At 47.9% G+C, this 22,652-nt stretch carries 10 protein-coding genes and 1 pseudogene; 4 read left to right on the plus strand and 7 right to left on the minus strand.

The genetic code is table 11. From position 1 onward, the window contains the following. Together QQ91_RS19320 and QQ91_RS19325 are read left to right on the plus strand one after the other, a co-directional pair. Positions 1 to 97 (plus strand): annotated as a pseudogene (locus QQ91_RS19320) (IS1 family transposase); the annotation flags it as partial. 267 nt (positions 98 to 364) lie between these two features. Beyond that, positions 365 to 2,476 (plus strand): ABC transporter ATP-binding protein/permease, encoded by a 2,112-nt coding sequence (locus QQ91_RS19325; protein WP_166277552.1) that lies wholly within the window; start codon positions 365 to 367, stop codon positions 2,474 to 2,476. A gap of 111 nt (positions 2,477 to 2,587) precedes the next feature. On the opposite strand, the gene QQ91_RS19330 is transcribed toward QQ91_RS19325, so the two are convergent. The 4 genes from QQ91_RS19330 to QQ91_RS19345 form a co-directional block, all read right to left on the minus strand. After that, positions 2,588 to 11,611 carry a type I polyketide synthase gene (locus QQ91_RS19330; protein ID WP_166277554.1) on the minus strand — a complete coding sequence of 3,008 codons (9,024 nt, stop codon included), beginning with the start codon at positions 11,609 to 11,611 and terminating at the stop codon, positions 2,588 to 2,590. A gap of 371 nt (positions 11,612 to 11,982) precedes the next feature. Further along, on the minus strand, positions 11,983 to 13,842 hold the full coding sequence (locus tag QQ91_RS19335) for a fatty acyl-AMP ligase (protein WP_166277556.1): 1,860 nt from the start codon (positions 13,840 to 13,842) through the stop codon (positions 11,983 to 11,985). Between the two features lie 398 nt (positions 13,843 to 14,240). After that, positions 14,241 to 16,061 (minus strand): fatty acyl-AMP ligase, encoded by a 1,821-nt coding sequence (locus tag QQ91_RS19340; protein WP_166277558.1) that lies wholly within the window; start codon positions 16,059 to 16,061, stop codon positions 14,241 to 14,243. Positions 16,062 to 16,229: 168 nt separating this feature from the next. Then, positions 16,230 to 16,484, minus strand: coding sequence for a hypothetical protein (locus QQ91_RS19345; RefSeq protein ID WP_166277560.1), 255 nt, complete (start codon positions 16,482 to 16,484; stop codon positions 16,230 to 16,232). A 426-nt stretch (positions 16,485 to 16,910) separates the two neighbouring features. Between QQ91_RS19345 and QQ91_RS19350 the strand changes: the two genes are divergently transcribed. Beyond that, positions 16,911 to 17,228 carry a hypothetical protein gene (locus QQ91_RS19350; protein ID WP_166277562.1) on the plus strand — a complete coding sequence of 106 codons (318 nt, stop codon included), beginning with the start codon at positions 16,911 to 16,913 and terminating at the stop codon, positions 17,226 to 17,228. 139 nt (positions 17,229 to 17,367) lie between these two features. Here the strand turns inward: QQ91_RS19350 and QQ91_RS19355 are convergent, their stop codons facing one another. Both QQ91_RS19355 and QQ91_RS19360 read right to left on the minus strand, forming a co-directional pair. Then, positions 17,368 to 18,684, minus strand: a complete 1,317-nt coding sequence (locus QQ91_RS19355; RefSeq protein WP_166277564.1) for an aminotransferase class I/II-fold pyridoxal phosphate-dependent enzyme — start codon at positions 18,682 to 18,684, stop codon at positions 17,368 to 17,370. Then, positions 18,677 to 19,132, minus strand: coding sequence for an acyl carrier protein (locus QQ91_RS19360; RefSeq protein ID WP_201277205.1), 456 nt, complete (start codon positions 19,130 to 19,132; stop codon positions 18,677 to 18,679). The genes QQ91_RS19355 and QQ91_RS19360 overlap by 8 nt, the downstream gene beginning before the upstream one ends. Before the next feature lie 1,086 nt (positions 19,133 to 20,218). On the opposite strand from QQ91_RS19360, the gene QQ91_RS19365 reads away from it, so the two are divergent. Further along, entirely contained in the window at positions 20,219 to 21,379 is a 1,161-nt protein-coding gene (locus QQ91_RS19365) for a histidine kinase (RefSeq protein WP_166277566.1), read from the plus strand. 78 nt (positions 21,380 to 21,457) lie between these two features. On the opposite strand, the gene QQ91_RS19370 is transcribed toward QQ91_RS19365, so the two are convergent. Continuing rightward, positions 21,458 to 22,621 (minus strand): glycosyltransferase family 4 protein, encoded by a 1,164-nt coding sequence (locus tag QQ91_RS19370; RefSeq protein ID WP_166277568.1) that lies wholly within the window; start codon positions 22,619 to 22,621, stop codon positions 21,458 to 21,460. Positions 22,622 to 22,652 lie beyond the last annotated feature (31 nt).

The raw sequence follows: 22,652 nt of genomic DNA on the forward strand, positions 1-22,652 counted from the left end.
CTCGAGGCTAGTGAGAAAAACGCTCTCGTTCTCTAAGAAGCTGGAGAACCATATTGGCGCTATCTGGTACTTCATCCATCATTACAATGCATCCTTACAGGCGCTATCTGGTACTTCATCCATCATTACAATGCATCCTTACAGGTTTAGGACTACCAACTTCAAGACCTTCCCTGGATGAAAGCTCTCAATCTTTTTTCTTGGGTATCTGGGCTCACTTCTCTCACATCCTCAAGGCTAGGTACCCCTTTGCGTTCTGCGTGGGAGCGGGAGGATAAATCTGGGATTGTGATTGTCTTTAAATTCAATAAAGGGTTAGGATGACTCATCTTGCCAACAATTTTATCAAAAGCTATCCCTTGGTATGACCAATCCCAAAGCAAATCTCTCAGAGATCTCTCTTGCTTCCTGGAACTATCCTCCTTTCCTCCTGGATGCCCAAGGATTAACTCAAACAGTTGGCCGGGGTCAGATATTGCTGAATAATATCTCACTGACTATTCAGTCAGAAGAGTTTGTGGGTATTGTCGGTGTGAGTGGTGCAGGAAAAACGACTCTTCTCAATGCACTTAGTGGATATCGTCCAGCCAAGCAAGGCAAGGTCTATGTAAATGGCCAGGATTTATACAAGAATTTTAGTACGTTTCGCGCCGAGCTTGGATATGTTCCGCAAGATGACATCATTCATCAAGATCTGACGGTCTACCAGGCCTTTGATTTCTCAGCCCAGCTGAGGCTATCTCCCAGTTTATCTGGTAGAGAAAGAACAAGACAAATTCAGTCGGTCTTAGCTGATCTCGAACTGACTCATCGTCAACATACCCTGGTTAGAAAATTGAGTGGGGGTCAGCGTAAACGGGTATCTATTGGGGTGGAGCTGTTAACTAAACCTCGATTGTTCTTTTTAGATGAAGCGACTTCCGGACTTGATCCAGGCACTGAGTATCAACTGATGCTGTTGCTCCGGCGACTTGCAGATGAGGGACGGATCGTCCTGCTGAACACCCATACTACAAAAAACATCAAGCTTTGTGACAAAGTGGCTTTTCTGGCAAAGGGAGGGAGACTGGTATATTTTGGCCCGCCTGCAGACGCCTTAGAGCATTTCTCGGTTGATCATTTTGATGAAATCTATATCAGAATTGATGAAGAACTTGCGGCTCGAAATTGGCAAAAACAATATTTTCAGTCATCGGCCTATCAGAAATATGTTGTTGAGCCCCAAAAAAATGTTCAAAATTTGTCCTTGAATTCTACAATTTCTACTAGGAAAAAAACAGGATTTATTCCTAAGATAAAGAGTAACCAGTTAGGAGTCTGGCTTCGTCAATTAGCCATCTTGTCCCATCGCAACCTGACTTTATTACTTCAAGATCACTCTAGTTTAATTCTCACAATTTTGGTTGCACCTATGCTTGGTGGGCTAGATTTGTTAATGGTGAGGCGCAATATCTTTGATCCCTGGAAAGGTGACTCTGGACAATCACTGACGTTAATGTTTATTGCTTGTCTAATTGCCGTATTGACTGGCAGTTTGGCTACCATGCGCGAAATTGTAAAAGAGAGTGAAATCTATCGCCGTGAACGCATGATTGGCCTTTATATTATTCCATATATCCTTTCTAAGATCTGGCTTTGTATTGTAATTGCTGTCTATCAATCTGCGATATTTTGGGTCACCAAAATTTATCTTGTAGAATTGCCAAACAATGGTGTCGATGTCCAAGCATTGGCTTTATACTTTACGCTATTTCTATCAACTTTAGGGGGGATGATCATGGGATTGCTAATCTCGTCGCTCTCTGCCTCCCAAAATGCTGCACCATTACTAACGATTTTATTTCTAGTACCTCAAATTACTTTTGCTGGAGCAATTTTTCCCTTAACAGCCTTTGGTCCCCCAGGTCTTTGGATTAGCCGACTGACACTGACGCGCTGGAGCTATGAGTCGATGGTGACCTTGTCTGGCCTAGGCCAAAATGTGGCAAATGATCCATGCTGGCAACGCCCTGAGGAAGAACGACAATCTTGGAGTGAATCGGAAAAGGAGTCTTGTCAATGTTTAGGACCTCATCTATTTGAACGCTGCACATTTCCAGGGTTGCACAAAGAGTTTGACCCTGCTGTTGACCGACCTGAACCCATTAAACCTAATGATCTCGCAGAACCTCCTCAGACCCCCGACTCTTTCTTTGGACCTGAAGCTGAAACATTCCGAGATGACTTGGAGGTCTATCGCAAGAACGTTAAAATTTACAAGCAAGAAATGGAGCAGTGGCGACAGGAATTATCATCTTGGCAAGAACAGCGAGGTAAAGCCTTAGCTGCGGGAGAAGCCTTAATCACGCGAGTGCATCGGACTCAGGGCCAGAGTTTTGGGGTAGACGTCAGAAAGCACTGGGGACGTTTGGCAGCTTTAATTAGTGGAATGCTAGGACTTTTAGTGTTCGTTCAAAGACAGAAAGACATTCTGTAGATGGCGGGAGCATGTTAACCTTGCCCTATGAATCTATGAAGTGCCTCCGATGCGGAAATCTTGAGCACTAGAAGCTTGAGTATCTTCACTCCTGATCTAGAGAGTGTCCTGCTATATTTGCTGATCATTGTTCTGTGGATCAAACTCAAGTTCAGGAACCTGTTCAATCAGATAGTCTATTAATTCATATAATGTTGGGTGCTCAAATAAAAAGCTAGCCGGAATCGATTCGCCGATATTTTCTTCTAACTGATTTGACAGTTCCACCGCCATGAGTGAGTCAACACCCAGATCAGACAGTGTTTCATCGAGTGGCACTTCCTCTGGGGTGTTAAATCCTAACACTTCTGCTACTTCGGTGCGAATCTGCAAAGTAAGGAAATTGCGGCGATCGCAGCTGGGTAGTTGACGTAACTGTTCCAACCACTGAACCCGGGTATCTGATTGTGCAGATGCTGGGGATTGAAAGGCAGAAAGTAGTGGTAACTCAATTCCTTTAGGTAATTGATTCATGAATTTCAGCCAATCAATCTGCAGAACCCCGACTTGAGGACGATCGCTGCCTAAGAGCTCCCCTAGGGCCTGTATTCCCTTTTGGGGCGAAATGGGGTAAATGCCCCGTGACTCCAATCGGGCCTTTTGCTGCGGGCTCAATTCGGCAGCCATCCCAACCTCAGCCCAGGCTCCCCAATTGATACTGAGTCCCGGTAACCCTTTCTGGTGCCGATATTGTACCAACGAATCCATAAAGGTGTTGGCGGCGGCATAACTTCCTTGCCCCGGTGAACCGATCAAGGAAGCCATTGAAGAAAATAAGACAAAATAGTCAAGGGACAGCGATTTCGTTAATTGATGCAAATTCCAACTTCCGGCCACCTTCGGAGCCATCACCTGGGTAAAGCGTTTCCACGACAGTTGGGCTAACAACCCATCGTCTAGCACACCTGCGGCATGGAAGACACCAGTCAGAGGGGGGAGGGTCGCTGCAATCGTCTTAAATATTGGGGCTGCCTCCGCCCAGCAAGAGATATCACCCAACTGCACGGACACCTTTGCACCATTGGTTTCTAGTTGCTCAATCCTGGCTAGGGCCTGATCGGATGGGGAACGCCGGCCCATTAGAATTAACTGTTTTGCCCCCTGATGGACGAGCCACTGGGCCACTTGCAGTCCTAATGCACCAAGCCCCCCAGTAATTAAATAACTGCCAGCCGGGTTGATCGAAAGTCCGCTCAGCTCTGCTTGTTGAGATGGGCTGGGGAACGTCAACACCACTTTGCCAATATGTCTGGCCTGTTGCATGTAGCGAAAGGCGCGAATGCCTTGCTGAATTGGAAACTGCTTGAATGGTAGTGGTTTGAGGGTTTTAGCTTCAAAATGATCCTGTAGTTTCTGCAATAATTCGCAAATTAACCATGGGTCCGCCTTGGTCTCATCCCCTAAATCAAACGGAAAATACTGTGCCCCTGGATATTGCTGATGGACTTTTGTCCTGTCCCAAATCCCAATTTTACCGAGCTCTACAAATCGCCCATTGGGGGCTAGGGCCTCAAAGCTCTTACCGATGTAATCGCCATTGAAGCTGTTAAGGACGACATCAACGCCTTTCCCGTGAGTTGATTGGATGACCTCATCGGCGAATAAGAGGGATCGAGAATTCATCACATGGGTGACCCCCTGCCCTTGTAACACAGACCACTTTCCAGGACTCGCAGTCGCATAAACCTCGGCCCCAATCCATTGGGCAATTTGGACGGCGGCTTGACCCACGCCACCTGCAGCAGCGTGAATCAAAACTCTTTCGCCGGGTTGGAGTTTTGCGAGGTGAACTAACCCGTAGTAGGCGGTTAAAAAGGCTAAGGGTAGGGTCGCAGCTTGGGCAAAGCTTAAGTGTTTCGGTTTGGCGATCGCAAACTCAACCCGAGTTGTAACGTAGCAACTCACACCATCCATCAGCATTGTTGCCATCACTTCATCGCCAACTTTGAATTGGGTCACCTCCTCACCTGTTGCAACTACAGTTCCGGCACATTCAAACCCAAAGGTTAGTTGGTTAGCGCTTGTAATGCCTAAATGCTCAGCATAGTAGTCTTTGAGCAGTCCAAGTGCATTCAGTACATCTCTGAAATTCAGGCCGGCGGCCTCGACTCGAATCTCGATTTCATGCGCTCCAGGATTTCGACGGGAGATTGGCTGGAGCGTTAAGTTATCAATCAGGCCGTATTCTTTGAGCTTGAGTTGGAAGGCATCTTCTAGCGGCAGAGCTAGGCGTGGGGTTTTGCTTAGGGTTTTTACAGGCGCAATGCGGGCAACCCATCGGCCCCCACGACGATAGGCAATTTGACTTTCAACATCAGGGGAAATCAGCTCTTGAAGCAGTTGTTGTAATCCAACCTTCTCCAGATCCGCATTGCTGATTTCTGCAGTGTTCAGGTCAATAGAAGGATCTAAATCAAGGGTACGACAACTAAATTCAGGATATTCGAGCGCGATAACACGTCCTAACCCCCATAACGGTGACTGGTGAACCTGGATGGTTGTTCCGTCTCCTGCCAGGATTTGTGCGCCCTGGGTCACCAGCCATAAATCAAGGGAGGTCCTGGTGTAAACTTGAGTTAAGGCTTGAACCAAGTACAGGACGCTTTCACATTTGAGGGATTGAATGCGATCTAGGGAAGCGGAGGGCGTTGAGGTGTCTGGGTTAAGACTCCAAAGATGAATGACCCCACGCAGAGATACATCCTGATCCAGAAGACTCCTGAACAGGGCTTGAAAATGCTCCGGTTCAGACGGATTTAATTGATAATGTTGCGGATCGATCCGTTGATAGTTATTGCCGGGAGTCACGAAAAGATAACCTAACTCAGAGGAGGCTGACTCTGCTGGATCGAGGTTTGCAGGGGCGAGAACTCCAGGAGGTAGATCTACAGGGGCCTGCGCTTCGGGAGGCTGTAGATGCGGGGGGAGGTGAAATGTGTGCTGCCGGAGTCCCTCCGCAATCTTGTGCCCAATGGGGGGAACTGTGAAGATCAACCATGCTCCAGTGGGTGAAGGGGTTGAGGCGAAGGCAGTGTCTCGCTCAGCGGTTATCAGCGCTTTTTGTTCCCAGATCGGTTCATAAAATTCGGGCGTTCTCTCGGGTTCCAGATACCGCATTAACACCTGACGATTGGTTCGGGCTAAGGTTAAGCCTTCCACATGGGCAATAAGCTTCCCAGATTCATCAAATAGCTGGACCTCACCCATAAGATTACGTTTTTCAGGACCGAGGCCAACGGAGTTTGTGGGGGCATCGTTCAGACCAGACCCATCTAGAATTTCCCCTTTTGCCCAGAGCTGACTGGGAACAGGGTGATAAACTCGTAGGCGCTGGACACCGGCAGGTAAATAGATCCCCTGATCTTGACTTTGCCCAATCACCGCCGCCAAAATTTGGAAACTGGCATCCAAAAGAACCGGGTGTAACTGATAGGTATTGATGCTTTGAGCAAGGAATTCATTCAACTCGATTTCCCCTAACGCACGCTCCGGAGACGCCCACAGTCTTTTGACCCCCTGAAAGGCCTGACCATACTCCAACCCCCATTGATTCAGAGATTGATAGAAATCGGTCACAGAAATTTGCTTTGGTAAGGTCGCCTGATCAGTCTCTCGATCAAAGGTAAGGTGTGCAGGCTCAGCCTGAGTTGCGCCCCCAACCCTCTCTACCGTTCCCTGAGCATGAGCAATCCAGGTGGGTTCCTGGGCTGCTCCACCATCTGTCTCAGTATTGTCTTCAGACTGTAAACTAAAAATCTCAAAATGATAGGAATCTTGCTCAAGGGGGGTCAGAATCGTTTGCACAGTTAGCCCTTGAGTCTCCGGTAAAATCAAACCGCGTTGAAATTTCAGGTTGGTCAACTGCAGCGTGTGCTGATTGGGTTGATTGGAGGCAATTCCCGCTGCTAATGCCATTTCACAGTAGGCGCTTGCAGGAAGAATGACATGTCCAAAAACCCGATGGTCACTTAAAAAACTGGGAACGTTCGGACTGAGATTGCTCTGAAATTGGATTTGTCGAATCGCTGAGTGAAAACGTTGACCTAGCAGGGGGTGGACGGCTGAACGGGCTGCTCGTGCTTCACTACCGGAGGCTGGAAATAGCTCAACATTTGGGACCGTGGGGTGTGCTTCGATCCAATATCGTTGCCGCTGGAATGGATATGTGGGCAGACTCACTTTTTGGTGGGATTTTATTTGAGTATGGCCGATTGGATCCGAACCAGTTTGATCTGAACTCGTTGCATAAACCGCGTTCCAGTTAACAGCAATACCATTCACATGGAGATGACCTAAGCTCTGCAGAACCTGATGTAAATCGAAAATGTCCGGGCGGAGACTTGGTAACCACGCGCCAGGTGCCTTAGCTAAACATTGACGTCCCATGCCGAGCATCAATGGCTTGGGACCTACCTCTAGGTAAATCGGGGGAGCTGACTGTTTAGATGCGATCGCTCCTATTACTTGCATCCCCTCTAAGAAGCGAACCGGAGCCTTTAGATGTTGAATCCAATAATCTGCCTTAGCAATATCCTGATCCACCTGTGTGCCCGTTAAACAGGATACGAAGGGAATTTCGGGAAGAGCGTAGGAAACCGTTTCTGCGATTTGTGCAAAGGGTTTAACCATTGGATCCATCAAAGCGGAATGGAACGCATGGGACACATTGAGCCGCTTGTGTTTGATCGCTTGTGTACTCAAGTTTGCGGCAATGTTCTGAATGACCGTTTCCACGCCGGAAATCACAACACTGGTCGGTCCATTAATTGCTGCGATCTCAACCTCAGATTTATAGGGCTCAATCCAGTTCTGCACAGTTTCCAGCGGCGCTAAAATCGCGAGCATGGCTCCTCCGGCTGGCAGGGCCTGCATCAATTGCCCCCGATTGACAATGAGCCTAAGGCCATCTTCCAAACTCATAACGCCTGCAATACAGGCTGCTGCATACTCTCCAACGCTATGGCCCAGGACAAAATCGGGCTGAATGCCCCAAGCTTGCCACAGTTTGGCCAGCGCATACTCTATTGCAAAGAGCGCAGGTTGCGTATACCCGGTTTGATCCAGAAGGGATTGAGGAGGAGAATGCACACCTGAAGCCTCCTGAGGATCTAAGTCCTGGTTATTTACCGGATCATTCGAGTGAGGATATAAAACCGATAACAGCGGTTGATCCAAATAAGACCGCAAAATTTGGTCACACTTATCTAATTCTGCTCGGAATACAGGTTGCGTTTCGTAGAGCTGACGCCCCATGTCAATATACTGGGATCCTTGTCCAGTAAATAGAAAAACAATGGCGGGGATATTGGATTTATCCACATACCCAGAGATGACATCGGGGGTCTTTTTCCCGGAGATAAACCCTTCTAGTTGTTGTTGTAGCTGCCCAAGAGACGCACTGGTGACCGCTAAGCGCCAATTGTAATGCGATCGCCCCATATTGGCTGTGAAGCAGATATTTGCAAGGGAGTAATGAGATCCATTTTTTGAGACATGACCGTTTGAGGCATGGTCATTTAAGGATTCACCTTTCCTGCATAAATCCTCGAGCAGATCGCCATATTGGCTCACTAAGGTCTGTAATGCTAACTCTGATTTCGCTGATAGAGTTAATATCTGGGGTAACGGATCAGACTCTGCCAGTTGATCGGGTGGAAGATGTTTGGCGGCGGGCTCCACCAGAACCGTCTCCCTTTGGGGGGGCTCTGTCACAATCACATGGGCATTCGTTCCCCCAAAACCAAAGGAACTGACTCCAGCGATGCGGGGACGTTCTCCTTGCGGCCAAGCCTGACCTGTGGTTGGAATCTTTAAAGGGGTTCCTTCCAACTGGATGTAAGGATTAATCTCTTTTAAATGCAAATGGGGCGGAATTTCTTCGTGTTGTAGCGCTAGGAGAACTTTAATCAAGCCTGCAATCCCAGCAGCTGGTTCAAGGTGACCTATATTAGTTTTTACAGACCCCAACCAGCAGGAATGCTGGTTATCTCGAGGAGCTAGAAAAATGGATTTAAGTGCATTGACTTCAATCGGATCCCCTAAGGATGTTCCAGTACCGTGGGCTTCAATATAGTCAACTTGGTCAGCCTCAAACCCAGAATTGGCAAGCGCCTGACGAATGACAGCCTGTTGAGCCAGACTATTAGGCGCCGTTAAACCATTGCTGCGGCCATCTTGGTTCATGGCCGAACCTTTAATTAAAGCAATAATAGAATCGCCATTCTGCTGGGCATCGGAAAGCCGTTTTAAGGCAATGACCCCACATCCCTCACTGCGGACATAGCCATCCGCACTGGCATCAAAGGTTTTACAACGGCCGTCTGAGGCCATCATCTGGGCCTCAGAAAAGGTCAATGTCAGCTGAGGATTGAGAATTAAATTGACGCCTCCTGCGAGGGCAAGATCGCACTCCCCAGCATTGAGACTTTGGCAAGCTTGGTGGATTGCCACCAGGGAAGAGGAACAGGCAGTATCAACGACTAAGCTTGGACCATGCCAATCCAGGAGGTAGGAAAGACGATTGGCCGCAATACTAAATGCATTGCCTGTGCCGTAGTATATCTCCTTTGAAAGCTGAATTCCCTGTAATCGGGAATAATCCCCATTACTCATGCCTAAAAAGATGCCAGACTGACTGCCTGCTAATTGTTCCGGTACCAGTCCCGCATATTCCAAGGTTTCCCAGCACACCTCTAGCAGCAGGCGCTGTTGTGGATCCATCGCACTAGCTTCCCGTGGTGAAATGCCGAAGAACTTTGGATCAAATTGATCGATATCCTCGATGAACCCACCCCAACGCGCAGGTAATTCAATATCAGAGAAGGGATCAACATTATCCACATTCCACCGAGATGCGGGAACTTCGATAATTGCATCATTGCCATTCTTAAGTAAGTCCCAAAAGGCCTTTAAGGTCGGAGCACCAGGGAATCGTCCCCCCATGCCGATGACTGCGATCGCCTCATGGTCCCCTCGACGGTGCTGAGGAAATTGCACCGCTAGGTTGGGCTCTTCATCCAACGCTAACTTACGGGCCAAGCCATCGATTGTTGGATAATCATATATAATCGTGGGCGACACGGCCATCCCCAGCCATGCCTCTAAATCTGCAGACATGGTCACAACTTGTATCGAGTCCAACCCATAACTCGCTAAGGGTTGGTCAGGATCAATCTGATCAACCGAAAGTTGCATACGTTGGGCGATCTGATTAACTAACCAGTCCTTCAAGACCTGAACCTTTTCGACGCCATCAAGTTTAGATGAGGGTTTGGCAAACCCAGGATTATTTTTTTGACCTTCTAAATTGAGTTCCCACTTTGCAACTGATGTAAAACTTTCTTCTAAAAAATTGCAACGGCTCTGTCGTCGCATTACTTTCCCGCTAGTCGTTTTAGGTAGACTTCCAGGTGTGAGTAATTCGATGGCATAGATTTGTAACTCGTGGGCTTCAGAAATTGCTCGTCGAATGGCCAAGATCACTTCGTCTGCTTTGACAGAATCGCTACTCAACTCACGAAGATGCGATCGCTTGACCTCTTGGACTAGGACTAATTGTTCTGAATTATTTACCTCAATGGAAAACGCAGCTCCAGAATTTTTCTGGAGTGCGGGATGACAAGTCTCAGCTGTTAATTCAATATCTTGAGGATAATGATTCTGACCTCGGATAATTACAACATCTTTGAGTCTACCCGTTACAAATAATTCACCCAGATCACTGACACCAGAGAACTGCTCTGCTTCACTGTCATGCCAGAAAAAACCCAGATCTCCGGTTCGTAAATATGGACCGTCTTCTGAATCTGCCAGATATGCGTGAAAAGTGTTTTTTGTGATTTCTGACTTTTGCCAGTAACCCTGGGCGACACTAGCTCCCGAAACCCATATCTCCCCAATTGTTTCGGGGTCACAACGCGTTAGTGTTTCTGGATCAACAATGAGCACCTGGTGATCGAGCCAGGGATGTCCACATCCAACCAACAGTTTACTATCTTGAGGATTGGAACTTGGAACCACACGGTTTTGAGTTAACTCTTTGGCATCGAACCGACGCATGATGCTTGGAGTTGCCCGTTGTCCCCCTGTGACCAAGAGCGTGGTTTCTGCCATCCCATAGCAAGCATATAAAGCATTTCGCTTGAATCCGTAGGGCGCAAAGGTTTCAGAGAATTGATCTAGGGTTTCGCCCCGGATGGGTTCTGCGCCATTAAAGGCCAATTGCCACTGGCTTAGGTCAATTCCCTCCATCTGGTTGGGTTTGCATGTTTGAATACATAGATCGTAGGCAAAATTAGGCCCACCGCTGATATCTGCGTGGTAATCAGAAATTGCTCTCAACCACCGGGCAGGTTTTTGCAAAAAAGAGACAGGAGCCATGAATATCATGGACCCACCTGCAAAAAGGGGCTCTAATACTCCGCCAATCAGACCCATATCATGATGGAATGGCAACCAAGAAACACCAATTTGCTCTCGCGAACCATCAAAGCAGGTATAAATAGTCTTACAATTTTGGACTAAATTGCCATGGGAAACCATGACCCCTTTTGGGGTTCCTGTGGATCCAGATGTATATTGTAGAAGCGCAATCTTATCGGATGTCGGTGATGGTAACTGATGGCTTAGATCCTTCAAATCGTTGAAATGAATTTCAGTGGTAGCTAGCCATATCAATCGATCAGAAATGGGATCACTCTTCCCCCAACGCCTTACATCTGTGATAATTTTTTGGGTGCTAAGGGCCAGAACTGCCTGACAATCTGCTGCAATTGCTTGAAGACGCGATAAGCTCTGATTTTGACGCGGGGGGTAGGCTGGAACCGCAATTAACCCTGCATAAAGACAGGCGAAGAATCCAATGGTAAAATCTAGTCCCGCAGGATATAAGAGCAGAGCGCGATCGCCCGGTGAAGCGTATTTCTGAAGTTCCTGTGCGACTCTCCTAGCTCTAACATGAAGATCTTGAAAGGTCAGATGAGACTCTTCCTGTTCGCCATCTTTCAAAAAAGTATAGAGAGTTTTATTGGGTTGTTTTTTGGCCCAAAACTCTAATAAATCCACGAAGTTATCACTGTTGGAATCGAATATTGTCATACCCTATAATTTAGTGCTATTGAATGCAGTTCTTGAAAGGTTGAGTAAAGTTTTTGTTCGAAGAACCTTACGATTGACGACGATGCCATTGCCGTCGTTGAAACTCGATTAAACGGCTGGTTCTATACAGAACCGGTTGCAATCAATATAGTATTTAAATCAATCCCCCATTGGTAAATAATAAAGCCGCTCATTTGCAGAAAATGCATCAATACCCCCCAGAGTTTTTGTCTTGGAGGTTATTGGGTTGCTCATTCTTGGTGAGGATAATACGGTATTGTCAACATTATGATGATGTCTAATCTTTAGTCTTCCAATCATGGATGAGTCATAGAGTTTAGCTCGTTGAACCTTGCACTTGGCGAACACCTTTATGAAACCGAACCGTTGGTATTCAGATCTGCAGAAACGAGAATTCCTTCTGCAATACGGCTATTGGTCCAGCGTTCAATTACTTTGAGACTTCCCTCCAAAAACTGCGCACGACAGGCAGACCTTTGAATTTTTCCTGTGGGTGTTTTTGGAGTACTCCCAGATCGTGTCAATACAATTGAATGAGCTTCTACGGCATGACGCTCTGCCAGATTCTGACGAATGGCCTGGATCACTACGTCAGCTTTCAGGTTTCTTAAATCACGAGACTCAACTTCTTGGGCCACGACTAAATGCTCTGCACCATTGAACTCCACACCAAAGGCCGCTCCGCATCCTGGACGCAGACAAGGATGACTTTTTTCAACTGTTGCCTCAATATGATGGGGGTAATGATTTCTCCCCCACAAAATAATCATGTCTTTTAACCGCCCTGTGACAAACACTTCATTATTTTGAATAAAGCCCAGGTCACCTGTTCTTAGGAAAGGTCCTTCTCCTGTATTCAAGTGAGCATTAAACGTCTCTTCAGTTTCTTTTAGACGATTCCAATATCCCTGTGCCACACTGGGTCCTTTGATCCAAATTTCTCCCACCTGATTCGCTTGACGCCGTTGTTTGGTTTCAGGGTTCACGATAATAATAGTGTGGTTCTCTCCAATTTGACCGCAGCCGACAACAGAACGATGTTCAGACGTTGTTCTCGGAGGATAGGATTGGTCAGTCTCTGTGCGAGTGGGGATGGGTTGCACCACCCCGTTAGTCAGGGCTTCTTGTTCCAGTAATTGGACTATGGGAGGAGTTTTGCGCTTACTCAACGAAACCATGACAGTGGTTTCAGACATGCCGTAGGCTGGACAAAATGCTTCTTGACGAAATCCATATGGAGCATAGGTTTTTACAAAGTTTTTTAAAGTTTCTGCTGAGATGGGTTCCGCTCCATTTATTGCAATACTCCAAGAACCTAAATCAAGGCCGCTTCGTTGCTGAGGCGTTGTTTTACGAATGCAAAGATCAAAGGCAAAGTTGGGGCCACCCGTGGTGCTAGCGTGATAGCGCGAAATAGCCTTCAACCACCGAATCGGTTTGAGGATAAAATCAACAGGCGACATCATGACGACCTGGCCGCCCGTGTAAACTGCTTGCAAGACACCGCCCACCAGTCCCATGTCATGAAAAACAGGGAGCCAGCAAATTCCACCGCCATGACGATCTGCTTCAGTATACTCACAAGCCGTACTCAGTAAGCTCAAGTTATTTAAGGTATTACGGTGAGTAATCATGGCCCCTTTGGGATTGCCCGTTGAGCCTGAGGAATATTGTAAATAAGCAAGCTGTGATGTCTCTGGATGGAAGACTTTCCACGCATGACTGTCTCGCGTAGAAATCTGATCGGTCTCGATCCAGTTCAGTTCTGCTAGTTTTGGGATGGAGGCCAATTGTTGATGACTTTTTACTCGGAGTGCCTGGGTGGTCAATGCAAACCTGACTTCCGCGTCAGTGGCTTTAAAGGCTAGTTCAGATAATAGAGTTTGATTGAGCGGAGGCCAAGCGGTCACCGCGATCGCTCCTGCGTAAAAACATCCAAAAAACGCAGCCGTAAATTCTAAGGTTGAGGTCAGAGGATAGGTCAGTAAAACGTTTTGTCCTGTTGCTCCCCTTGACTGAAGGTGGGCCGCGATCGCCCGGGCTTGATTATCAAGCATTTCAAACGTTAAAGACCCCACCTCCTTTTCGCCATCCTTCAAGAACCGGTAAGCACAGACATCTGGCTGATCTTGAGCCCTATAGCGTAAAAGATCAACTAGAGATGGAATCTGTTTCCAGTCTGATGGAAGGCCAACTGGGTTAAAATCCATAGGGTCTAAAATTTGACAGGGTAAATATCAAAAGGATTATAGCTGGGTTGGTTCAAAATGGGGTAACACTTTCGGCGTGAAACTTTCGGAGGAGCTAATCTCAGTTATTAGCTTATATCTGGCAATTTTGGGGTGATCCTGCACAACAAAAGAACTCTCATTCGAAGGATGCCTTGAACGTCAGAACAAAAAGCCCGACTCCGATCCCACCACCATTCAATCGCTGACTCTGTATGAAAACAGCGGTCTGGTTTTCCGGCAAGCCTTTCAAGATTTAAATTAAAGATACGCGTGCAGATCTAGGCATACATAGAGCTAGATTAGGTCATTTTGAATGCCGCTAACTGAGCGGCATGAAAGCGGGACGAGAGCAACCTTCAAATAAAAATACTGCAGTCTTAGCCGGTATGAATACAGGCTAAGGTTCCAGCCAAATAGGATTCTTGACACTGATGTCGTTGAATCTTGCCGCTTGAGGTTTTGGGTAGAGTCCCAGTGCGGATCAAAACAAATTGGTGCACCGACAATTGGTGATGTTGCCAAATTTTTTGACGAAGCGCTCGAATTATCTTGTCAAATTGTTCCGAATGTTTATCTGGATTGAGGTATGAGCGTTCGACTTCCGCCAATACCACAACCTGTTCCTGATTATTGTGTAGAACTGCAAAGACCGCGATACAACCCGCTCTCAAACAAGCGTAACATTCATCTTCAATGGTCCACTCAATATCTTGGGGATAGTGATTTGCACCATGAATGACGATCACATCCTTCATTCGTCCAGTGCAAAACAGTTCGCCTTGACTTAAGAATCCTAGATCACCGGTTCGCAGAAAAGGACCCATTTCATCTTTTTCGGCTGTTATCCTAACATTTGCTGTTGTATCTGTGGGTATCTTTTGCTGCTTCTGCGCCGGTCTTTTGAATCCGTTGTCTGCCAAATATCCATGAAAGGAAGAGAGTGAGTCCCGATTCCAGTAGCCAGCGGCAACGCTCGGACCCTGAACCCATATTTCTCCTACCTCATGTTCCGCGCAGGATAATCTTGTTTCGGGGTTCACAATAATGATACGTTGATCTGGCAACGACTGACCGCACCCGACTAAGGTCCGACTCTCTTGGCCATCATGCTCCAAGGGTAATGCCACGTTTTGGCCCAAGGCACGAGATTGAATTGTCTTGAAAATAGGAGGATGTTGCTTTTTTCCCCCTGTTGCAATTAAAGTTGTTTCTGCCATGCCGTAGCATGGATAAAAGGCATGAGCTTGGAATCCGCATGGAGCAAAGGCGGCGGAGAATTGCTCTAGGGTATGCGGATTAATGGGTTCTGCCCCATTGAAGGCCAATTCCCAGCAACTCAAATCAAGGTTTTCCTTTTGTTCTGATGTAATCTTTTTGACACAGAGATCGTAGGCAAAATTGGGGCCACCGCTAATGGTGGCTCGATGGGTTGAAATGGCGTTCAACCACCGAAATGGACGTTGGATAAACATCAATGGTGACATAAGGGTGACTGGAAAACCGCTGTAGAGCGGTTGAAGAATTCCGCCAATGAGTCCCATGTCGTGAAAGGGCGGCAACCAGATAACGCCACTGCTCTGATCTGAAATCTCGAAACATTGGTGCAAAGATTGCAGGTTATGCAGCAGGTTCCGATGACTAATCATTACGCCCTTTGGGACAGAGGTTGATCCAGAGGTATATTGAAGAAAGGCTAAAGTCTCCGCTCTTATGGGGGGGGGGTGCCAACTGTCCCAGTCATGGAGTGTATCAGAGTCCGTTGTAATCCAATGGAGGTTCGTAAATTCATGGATTTTTTGGATACTTGTTTCGAGACTAAGTCGAATCTGTTGAGTGGTTAGAATTGCCGCTGCATCACAGTCTGCCAGGATGCTTTGCAGACGATGCAGTGAACGATTGAGGCGAGGTGGGTAAGCTGGTACGGCAATCATGCCTGCGTAAAGACAGCCTAAAAAAGCGGCAATGTAATCTAACCCTGGCTGATAAAGCAGCAGGATACGATTTCCAGGCGTGTATTGCGATTGCAGTTTGACGGCAATCGCGCATGCGTAGCGATACAGGTCTTGATAGGTTAAGCCTTCGGTTTCAGCCTCACCATCGATGAGGAACTGGTAGGCAATTTGAGTTTTTTGTTGTTGAGTACGATATAGAAGTAAATCCACTAGCGTCTTGACTGTAGACGGTAGAAACTGGCTCATTATCTTGTTTCTGATACTAATTGCGTTTGTGCTGCCTAGGTCATCCCGACTTCAGATTCAGGCCTGAGCGGTTTTCTTCTTGTGGTTGTGTGGTTGGTAGCGTGCGGTTGCAGAATGTAAGGATCTGTTCAGAGGGATTAGAAAATAGTGCTGAGAGTATCTATTAGATCAGTTGGGGATTAGATCAGTCGGGGGCGGTGAGGCCATGCCCGTACATAACCATAGGGCAGGCTCTATTTTCCGCAATTGATGACTGGTTTGCACGGCTTTGCTCCCGGAGGAACTGTCCTCTTTAGCAATCGTGCTGTTTGCCCTATCGCTGAGCCACTGCTTCATGGCCTTTCGATACCGCATTGCAGCTTCATTTTTACCCGTGAGGGGATGACCACATTTACTGCTGTAGACCGGATAGTGATTTTCCACAGCTTTGCACAGATTAGGGGGGGAATGCTTTTGCGGAGGGCCCTCATGCCTCTTTTGAGCAGTTCGCCTGCTCTTTGTTTTAAGCTTGTTGACCGACTTCGAATTCTGGGACGAAGGTGGGGGCAAGTTTTGTGAGTGACTGTCGACTTTTTTGCTCAATTCCTCATTGAGGGCTTCAAGCTTAGCGATGTGCGACAGAATTTGCTGGACCGCTCGCCTGAAACTTTCTGGTCTCTTTGACCAGTCGTCCTCCGAAACCGCTGTCAGGAAAATGCTATAGGTAAGGATTGCCATAGAGAAAACACTATCAGATTTGCCTGGCAAGAGCATCATCAATTTCTGTCCGCTGAATGAATACGACATTTCAGAGACCGGTCAGTTAGTGAAACCCGCGGGTTGCTTGGGCAACCGATCGGTGGGATCCAGATGCACAACCAGATTCTTCAGATCCAGACTGAAGGATTGCCGCACAGGGTCTGCGAAATGCTCTGGTTCCCTAAGGCCGCTGAGATCGAATCGCTGCTGCTACTGTTCAAGACAGGATTCGGTTCGGATTGCCTACTGCTCAGCCAACCGGCGGATCGCATCAGTTCCCTGTTCCAGTTTTGCCTGTGGATTCATCCCCTCCCAATTTGCATCACAGCATTGACAGAGCGGTATGTGATTGATTCTATGGCTCCCACTATTTTGGCGGGATTCGCCCAGGAAGTGCTTGAATACCTTCTTGCAAAGGGCAGCGAATGAGAGCCCTTCTGGGTGCGCTTGCATTCTGGGAATTGTTGGATGGCTACCGCCATGTTTATCGCGAGACCCACCAATCCAATCCGGAACAACATGCTGTACGGGCATTGGCAGCCGCCTATCCCATTAATCCAAGCAACGACTATAACATTAGCTTAGCTACTTCTTCAGTTAAGGCGTCAACCGTTTCTCGAATCTGCGCTTCTGAGTGGGTAGAACTGATGAAGAACCGTAACCGAGCCGCATTATGAGGCACCACCGGGAACGTCATGGGTTGGACATTAATCCCTCGCTGCATCATTTTCTGGCTCAGCTCAATGGCCTTTACCGTATTTTTTACCATAATCGGAACGATTGGCGAGTGCTGGCTCTGGCCTGTATCGAGCCCTCGTGCTTGAGCCAAGGATACGAATAGATTGGCATTATGCTGCACTTTTTTGACCCGTTCAGGCTCTGCTTTGAGTACCCGCAGTGCCGCTAATGCCGCAGCGGTATTGGGCGGGGACATCCCAATACTGAAAATAAATCCTGGCGAGGTGTACTTGAGATAGTCCACCACCGCTTGTCCCCCTGCAATGTAGCCGCCACAACTCGCAAAGGACTTACTCAAGGTTCCCATCCAGAGGTCAACATCAGTGGGGTTAATCCCAAAATGCTCCCCGATTCCTGAGCCTTTTTCTCCCAAAACACCGATGGAATGCGCCTCATCAACCATCAAAAACGTCTTATGTTCTTGTTTTAGGGCAATAAAGTCTGGGAGATGGGGAATATCACCGTCAGCGCTGTAGACTCCTTCGATTGTAATGAGCGCCCGACGGTATTTGTAGCGCTGGCTGACGAGCAACTTCTCTAAGGCGTCTGCGTCATTGTGGGGAAACGGAATCACTTTTGCCCCTGACAGTAAACATCCCTGATAAATGCTGTTATGGCTTAAGGTGTCGTAGAAAATGATGTCGTCACGCGAGAACAAATGACCAATGGTGCTGACATTGGTAAGGTGCCCTGCGACGTAAGTTAGGCAGTCCTCGACCCCTAGAAAATCTGCAATTTCTCGCTCTAAGTCCAAATGCAATTGCTTCTGTCCTGATGCCGGGCGACTGGCTGACACAGACGTTCCATACTCATCGATCGCCTGCTTTGCAGCCTCTGACACGGCAGGATGGCCCGATAGACCTAGGTAGTTATAGGCCGAGTAATTGATGTGAGGTTTACCGTCAATATGGGTGACATCTGCAGCAATCCCTTCGTGTGAACTGAAGTAGGGGGGGGTTAAACCTAAACTATGAATCTGAGCCCGTTGTTCCCTCAGTTGCTGATATTCGGGGTAATCTTCGAACCGGTAATATTCCGACGGAATTTCCTGAGCTTCAGCCCTGACTTTTTTGGCCAGCAGGTCCGCTAGGAGCTTGCGTTTCGCATCTGCAGAGAGTTGGGATGAAGCCTTTGGGAAATTACTCATCAGCGTGTCCTAGTGATCGATTAACTGCGAATTTTTCCTCAGTTAGCTCCTGTGCAGATAACATCGTATTGAGCAGCTGATCCACTTCTTCGTCACTCATTGTGTCTAATTCAGCTAACAGCTGCTGTGCCTCAGGATGAAAGCTAGCGCGATCGCTGACCTTAGCACTAGTGCTATTGGCGAGATAGTCTGACAAAGCGTGAATGTTGGGACGCTCAAGCACAAGCATGGGATCCAACCGACAGTTTAAATATTCTTCTAGGTCTCCTGAGATATTGACCATTTCCACAGAACTCAGCCCGTAGTCGGTAAAATCTTGGTGAATGTTCACCATATCAGGATCAAGATCCAGAGAATGTGCTAGGTGAGCAACCAGCCAACTTTGGATCTCGTGATATTTTTTGGCTTCTTTGGACTTCTCTTGGAGAGTTTCGATGGATTTGCTCACGTCTGCTCGCTCTTGGATACAAAAACTGGAAAATGCAGGGATCTCAGGTCTATAGACAACTTTAAACAGAGTTCAGCCAAAGCGCTGCCAATTTAGGCCAGGACAGTTTTGAGAAAATTGGACTTTGAGACAGCATGCCCCGCCAAAATTGTCCTGGGGCTGTCAACAACAGCAAGAGCACTCAAGATGAAAATAGCACAATGCTGTCAGCAAGTGTTTACAGCCCTTTGGGGGCATGGAAAAGAGTCCATGCAGAATACAGCTAAACGGACCAAAATGATCAAAAGTAGCGTCCATCGGCATAAGCAGGTTATTGAGAAGCAACAGAAGGGCTACCAATAAGGTAGGACAGTTTTGGGAAAATTGAATTTTTATGGATAGTAGCTTAATTTTTGACTTTCGCGTAAAAAAAATTACGAACGCAGCATTCAGTACTGTCTTCCTAAAGCATGAGGAGATCTAGGGGCATGAGGGGGGCAACCTCGTTTTAAATTATGCATTGTGTTGATTGTTACAGTGAACGCTTGGTTGCGAACTATAAAAAGAGTTGGCTCTATCGGGATTGCTGGGAGGTGTGTCACTCGAAATGCTTGGACCCATTGTAGGAAAAGGCTTATAGCCTTGGAGGCGCGAATCATTCCAATCCTAAGCCCTGAAAGCTTTGCAGCCTATTGACACGATCCACCTCCCTGAAACAGCTATTGAGCCAAAGAGTTTTATAGCGGGGCTGATAGTCCAAGCTAACACTCAAGTGATTGAGAAATCTCCCAGTTACACTACTCGATTGGACGAACGATTGTCCACTCAAATTGACTTAGTGGTCCCCTCATGCCCCCTTCCGGGAGGAAGGAACAGTTGAGGGTGTAAAGGAAGGCGCGAAGTTTGCTCTTGCCAAACTTTATGAAGCTGATGGCCCAGCCCTCAGACCTTTTGGGTGTTAATCTCTTTCCGCGGGGGATTGAGGCTGATTGGTGCTGAAAAACGGGATAGGTTCATGGAAGAACTTTTTCTTTACGAGTTTCGCTCTGCGATACTATGCTTAAAACTGGTGAGCGCTGCGTTGGCAATGCATCCGCCCTAGGGACCATGACAGAATCTTCCCCTCCTTTCTCTAATTCTGAGCCTCATTCCGCACCAGGGCTGCAACTCCTTCTCTTTGTTGACCAGCGTACCCTGGCCTTAGAGCGAACCGGGGAAGTGATTGAATATCTCAATCAGCTCCAGGCTCAGGAAGACTTTCACCTTGAGATTGTTGACGTCCACGATCGCCCCTACCTGGCTGAACACTTTAAATTAATTGCCACCCCGGCCCTGGTTAAAACCTATCCGCCCCCGCGTCACATCTTGGCTGGTTCCAGCCTGATTCGGCAGCTTGAAGATTGCTGGCCGAAGTGGCAAGAGTCTCTCATCCTCCGTGATGGTGCAGGAAGAACCCTTGATGAGGATTTTGTGTCCGACTCCTTTGCCCAATCGGTTCAGCTGATGCAACTGGCAGATGAAATGTTTCGCCTTCGCCAGGAGAATGAAGCCTTAAAAGATCAGCTCAGCTTCAAAGATCGGATGATTACAGTCCTGGCCCACGATCTTCGAAATCCCTTAACAGCGGCTGCCATTGCCATTGAAACTTTGGAGACTCAATGGTCAGAAACTAAGGCGAAGCATCGTTTGCAGCCAGCTACGCTATCGCGTTTGCTGCATCAAGCCCAGATCCAAATTCAAAATATTGATCGCATGATCACCAATTTGCTGGAAGCTTCGCGGGGTCGTTTAGATTCGCTGCAAATTCAGCCTAAACGCCTGAATCTGCGCGATCTGTGTCTGGAGATTTTGGAAGATGTTGCCGCCAGTTTGCGCCAAAAAAGTCTCGATCTTGCTACGGATATTCCCGCAGATATTCCGGACGTACATGCGGATGCGGACCAAATTCGCCAGGTTTTTATGAACTTGCTGGATAATGCTGTTAAATATACGCCCTTCAAGGGACAAATTACCGTGACGGTGCTCCATCGAACCACCCAAAAGGTGCAGGTTTCTATCTGTGATAATGGACCGGGTATTCCCTTGGAAAAGCAGGCCACCATTTTTGAAGATAGCGTCAGACTGGAGCGAGACGTGAATAAGGAGGGGTACGGAATTGGTCTGGCCCTCTGTCGCCGCATTATTCGCGCCCACTATGGTCAGATTTGGGTGGATTCCTCCACCAAGGAAGGCAGCTGCTTCAACTTTACGCTGCCGGTATATCGTTAAGCCTGGCTCCCTGGGCTGGGATGGAAGGGAGGGAATGGGAGGGATGGGACTCTCAGCGCTGGAGATCCAGTCAGACCCTCAGAGCTGTGAAATGGGTGTTTTGGCAAAAATTTTTCCGTAAAGCTGCTCAAGTCGGTTCAAGTTTTCGAGCAGGGAATAGCGATCTAAAACCCGCTGTCGGGCTTTGCGCCCTAGGATCTGGACCAGTTCTGGTTGGTTAGCCAGCAGGGGAATCAGTGTGGTGAGTTCGCTTTTGACCCGACTGGGATTGAGGACAATCCCAGCCCCCTGTTCTAGAACCTCGCCGTCAGCTCCGGCATCGGTTGCCATGCAGGCTACACCGCAACTCATCGCCTCCAGAAGAGACAAGGAAAGACCCTCTACGAAGGATGGCAGGATGAACACATCTGATCCGCGCAAAATGTCGATCCGCTGCTGGTCGTCCATGATGGCCCCGAGCCAGAGAATATTATGTTCCGGGCCATAGTTTGGCATCAGTACATTCATCAGCGGGCCTTCCCCCACCAGGATGAGCTTACAGCTGGGGGGAAGAGCGGTCTGTTTCCACGCCCTGAGTAAGGACTCCACGTTTTTTTCCAGCGCAATGCGGCCTTGGTAGATAAATAACTGTTCGGCCCCCGTTTCGCGGCGAAAATTAGACACTGGATGGGGAGAGTATTTCTGGGTGTCGACCCCATTGGGAATGACCACAATGCGATCGCCGGAGACTCCCAGGCGCATCAGCAGATCCCGTTGGGCCTGGGAAAAGATAATGACCGCATCGTAGTTGGCCAAAGAGGGCGCATACAGTTGGTACATGAACTGCTGGGTCCCTGCCGATAAGTTGCGGTGCTTGTGACTAAAGGGCGGGTGAAAAGTGGCGACCAGAGGAATGTGAAGCTCTTCACAAATTTCCGGCAGGGAAAAATCCAGGGGAGACAGGGTCAAAGACGCATGGACTAAGTCCGGGTTGAGATCTTGGAGGGCTTGAACGAGCAGTTTGCTAGAGCGTGGAGCCGGAATGGTATAAACCTGCGACTTGTAGAGAAACGGCAGGGAAACCTCCTGCACGTCTTTGTGGTAGGTTAGTCGGTTTGGCTTGGGGTCGCCTTCACTCTCTTCCTGGGCAAAGTGCAGAAAACTGACCCGATAGCCCCGGTCCCTGAGCGCATTCGTAATCTCACGACTGTAGGTCACATTCCCACAGGGAGGTGACTTTTTCCCAATCCAAGCAATGTGCATTCAGACAATCCGAAACGAGTAAGTAGGAGCA

Source organism: Lyngbya confervoides BDU141951 (assembly GCF_000817775.3).
Lineage (GTDB): Bacteria > Cyanobacteriota > Cyanobacteriia > Thermosynechococcales > Thermosynechococcaceae > Lyngbya > Lyngbya confervoides.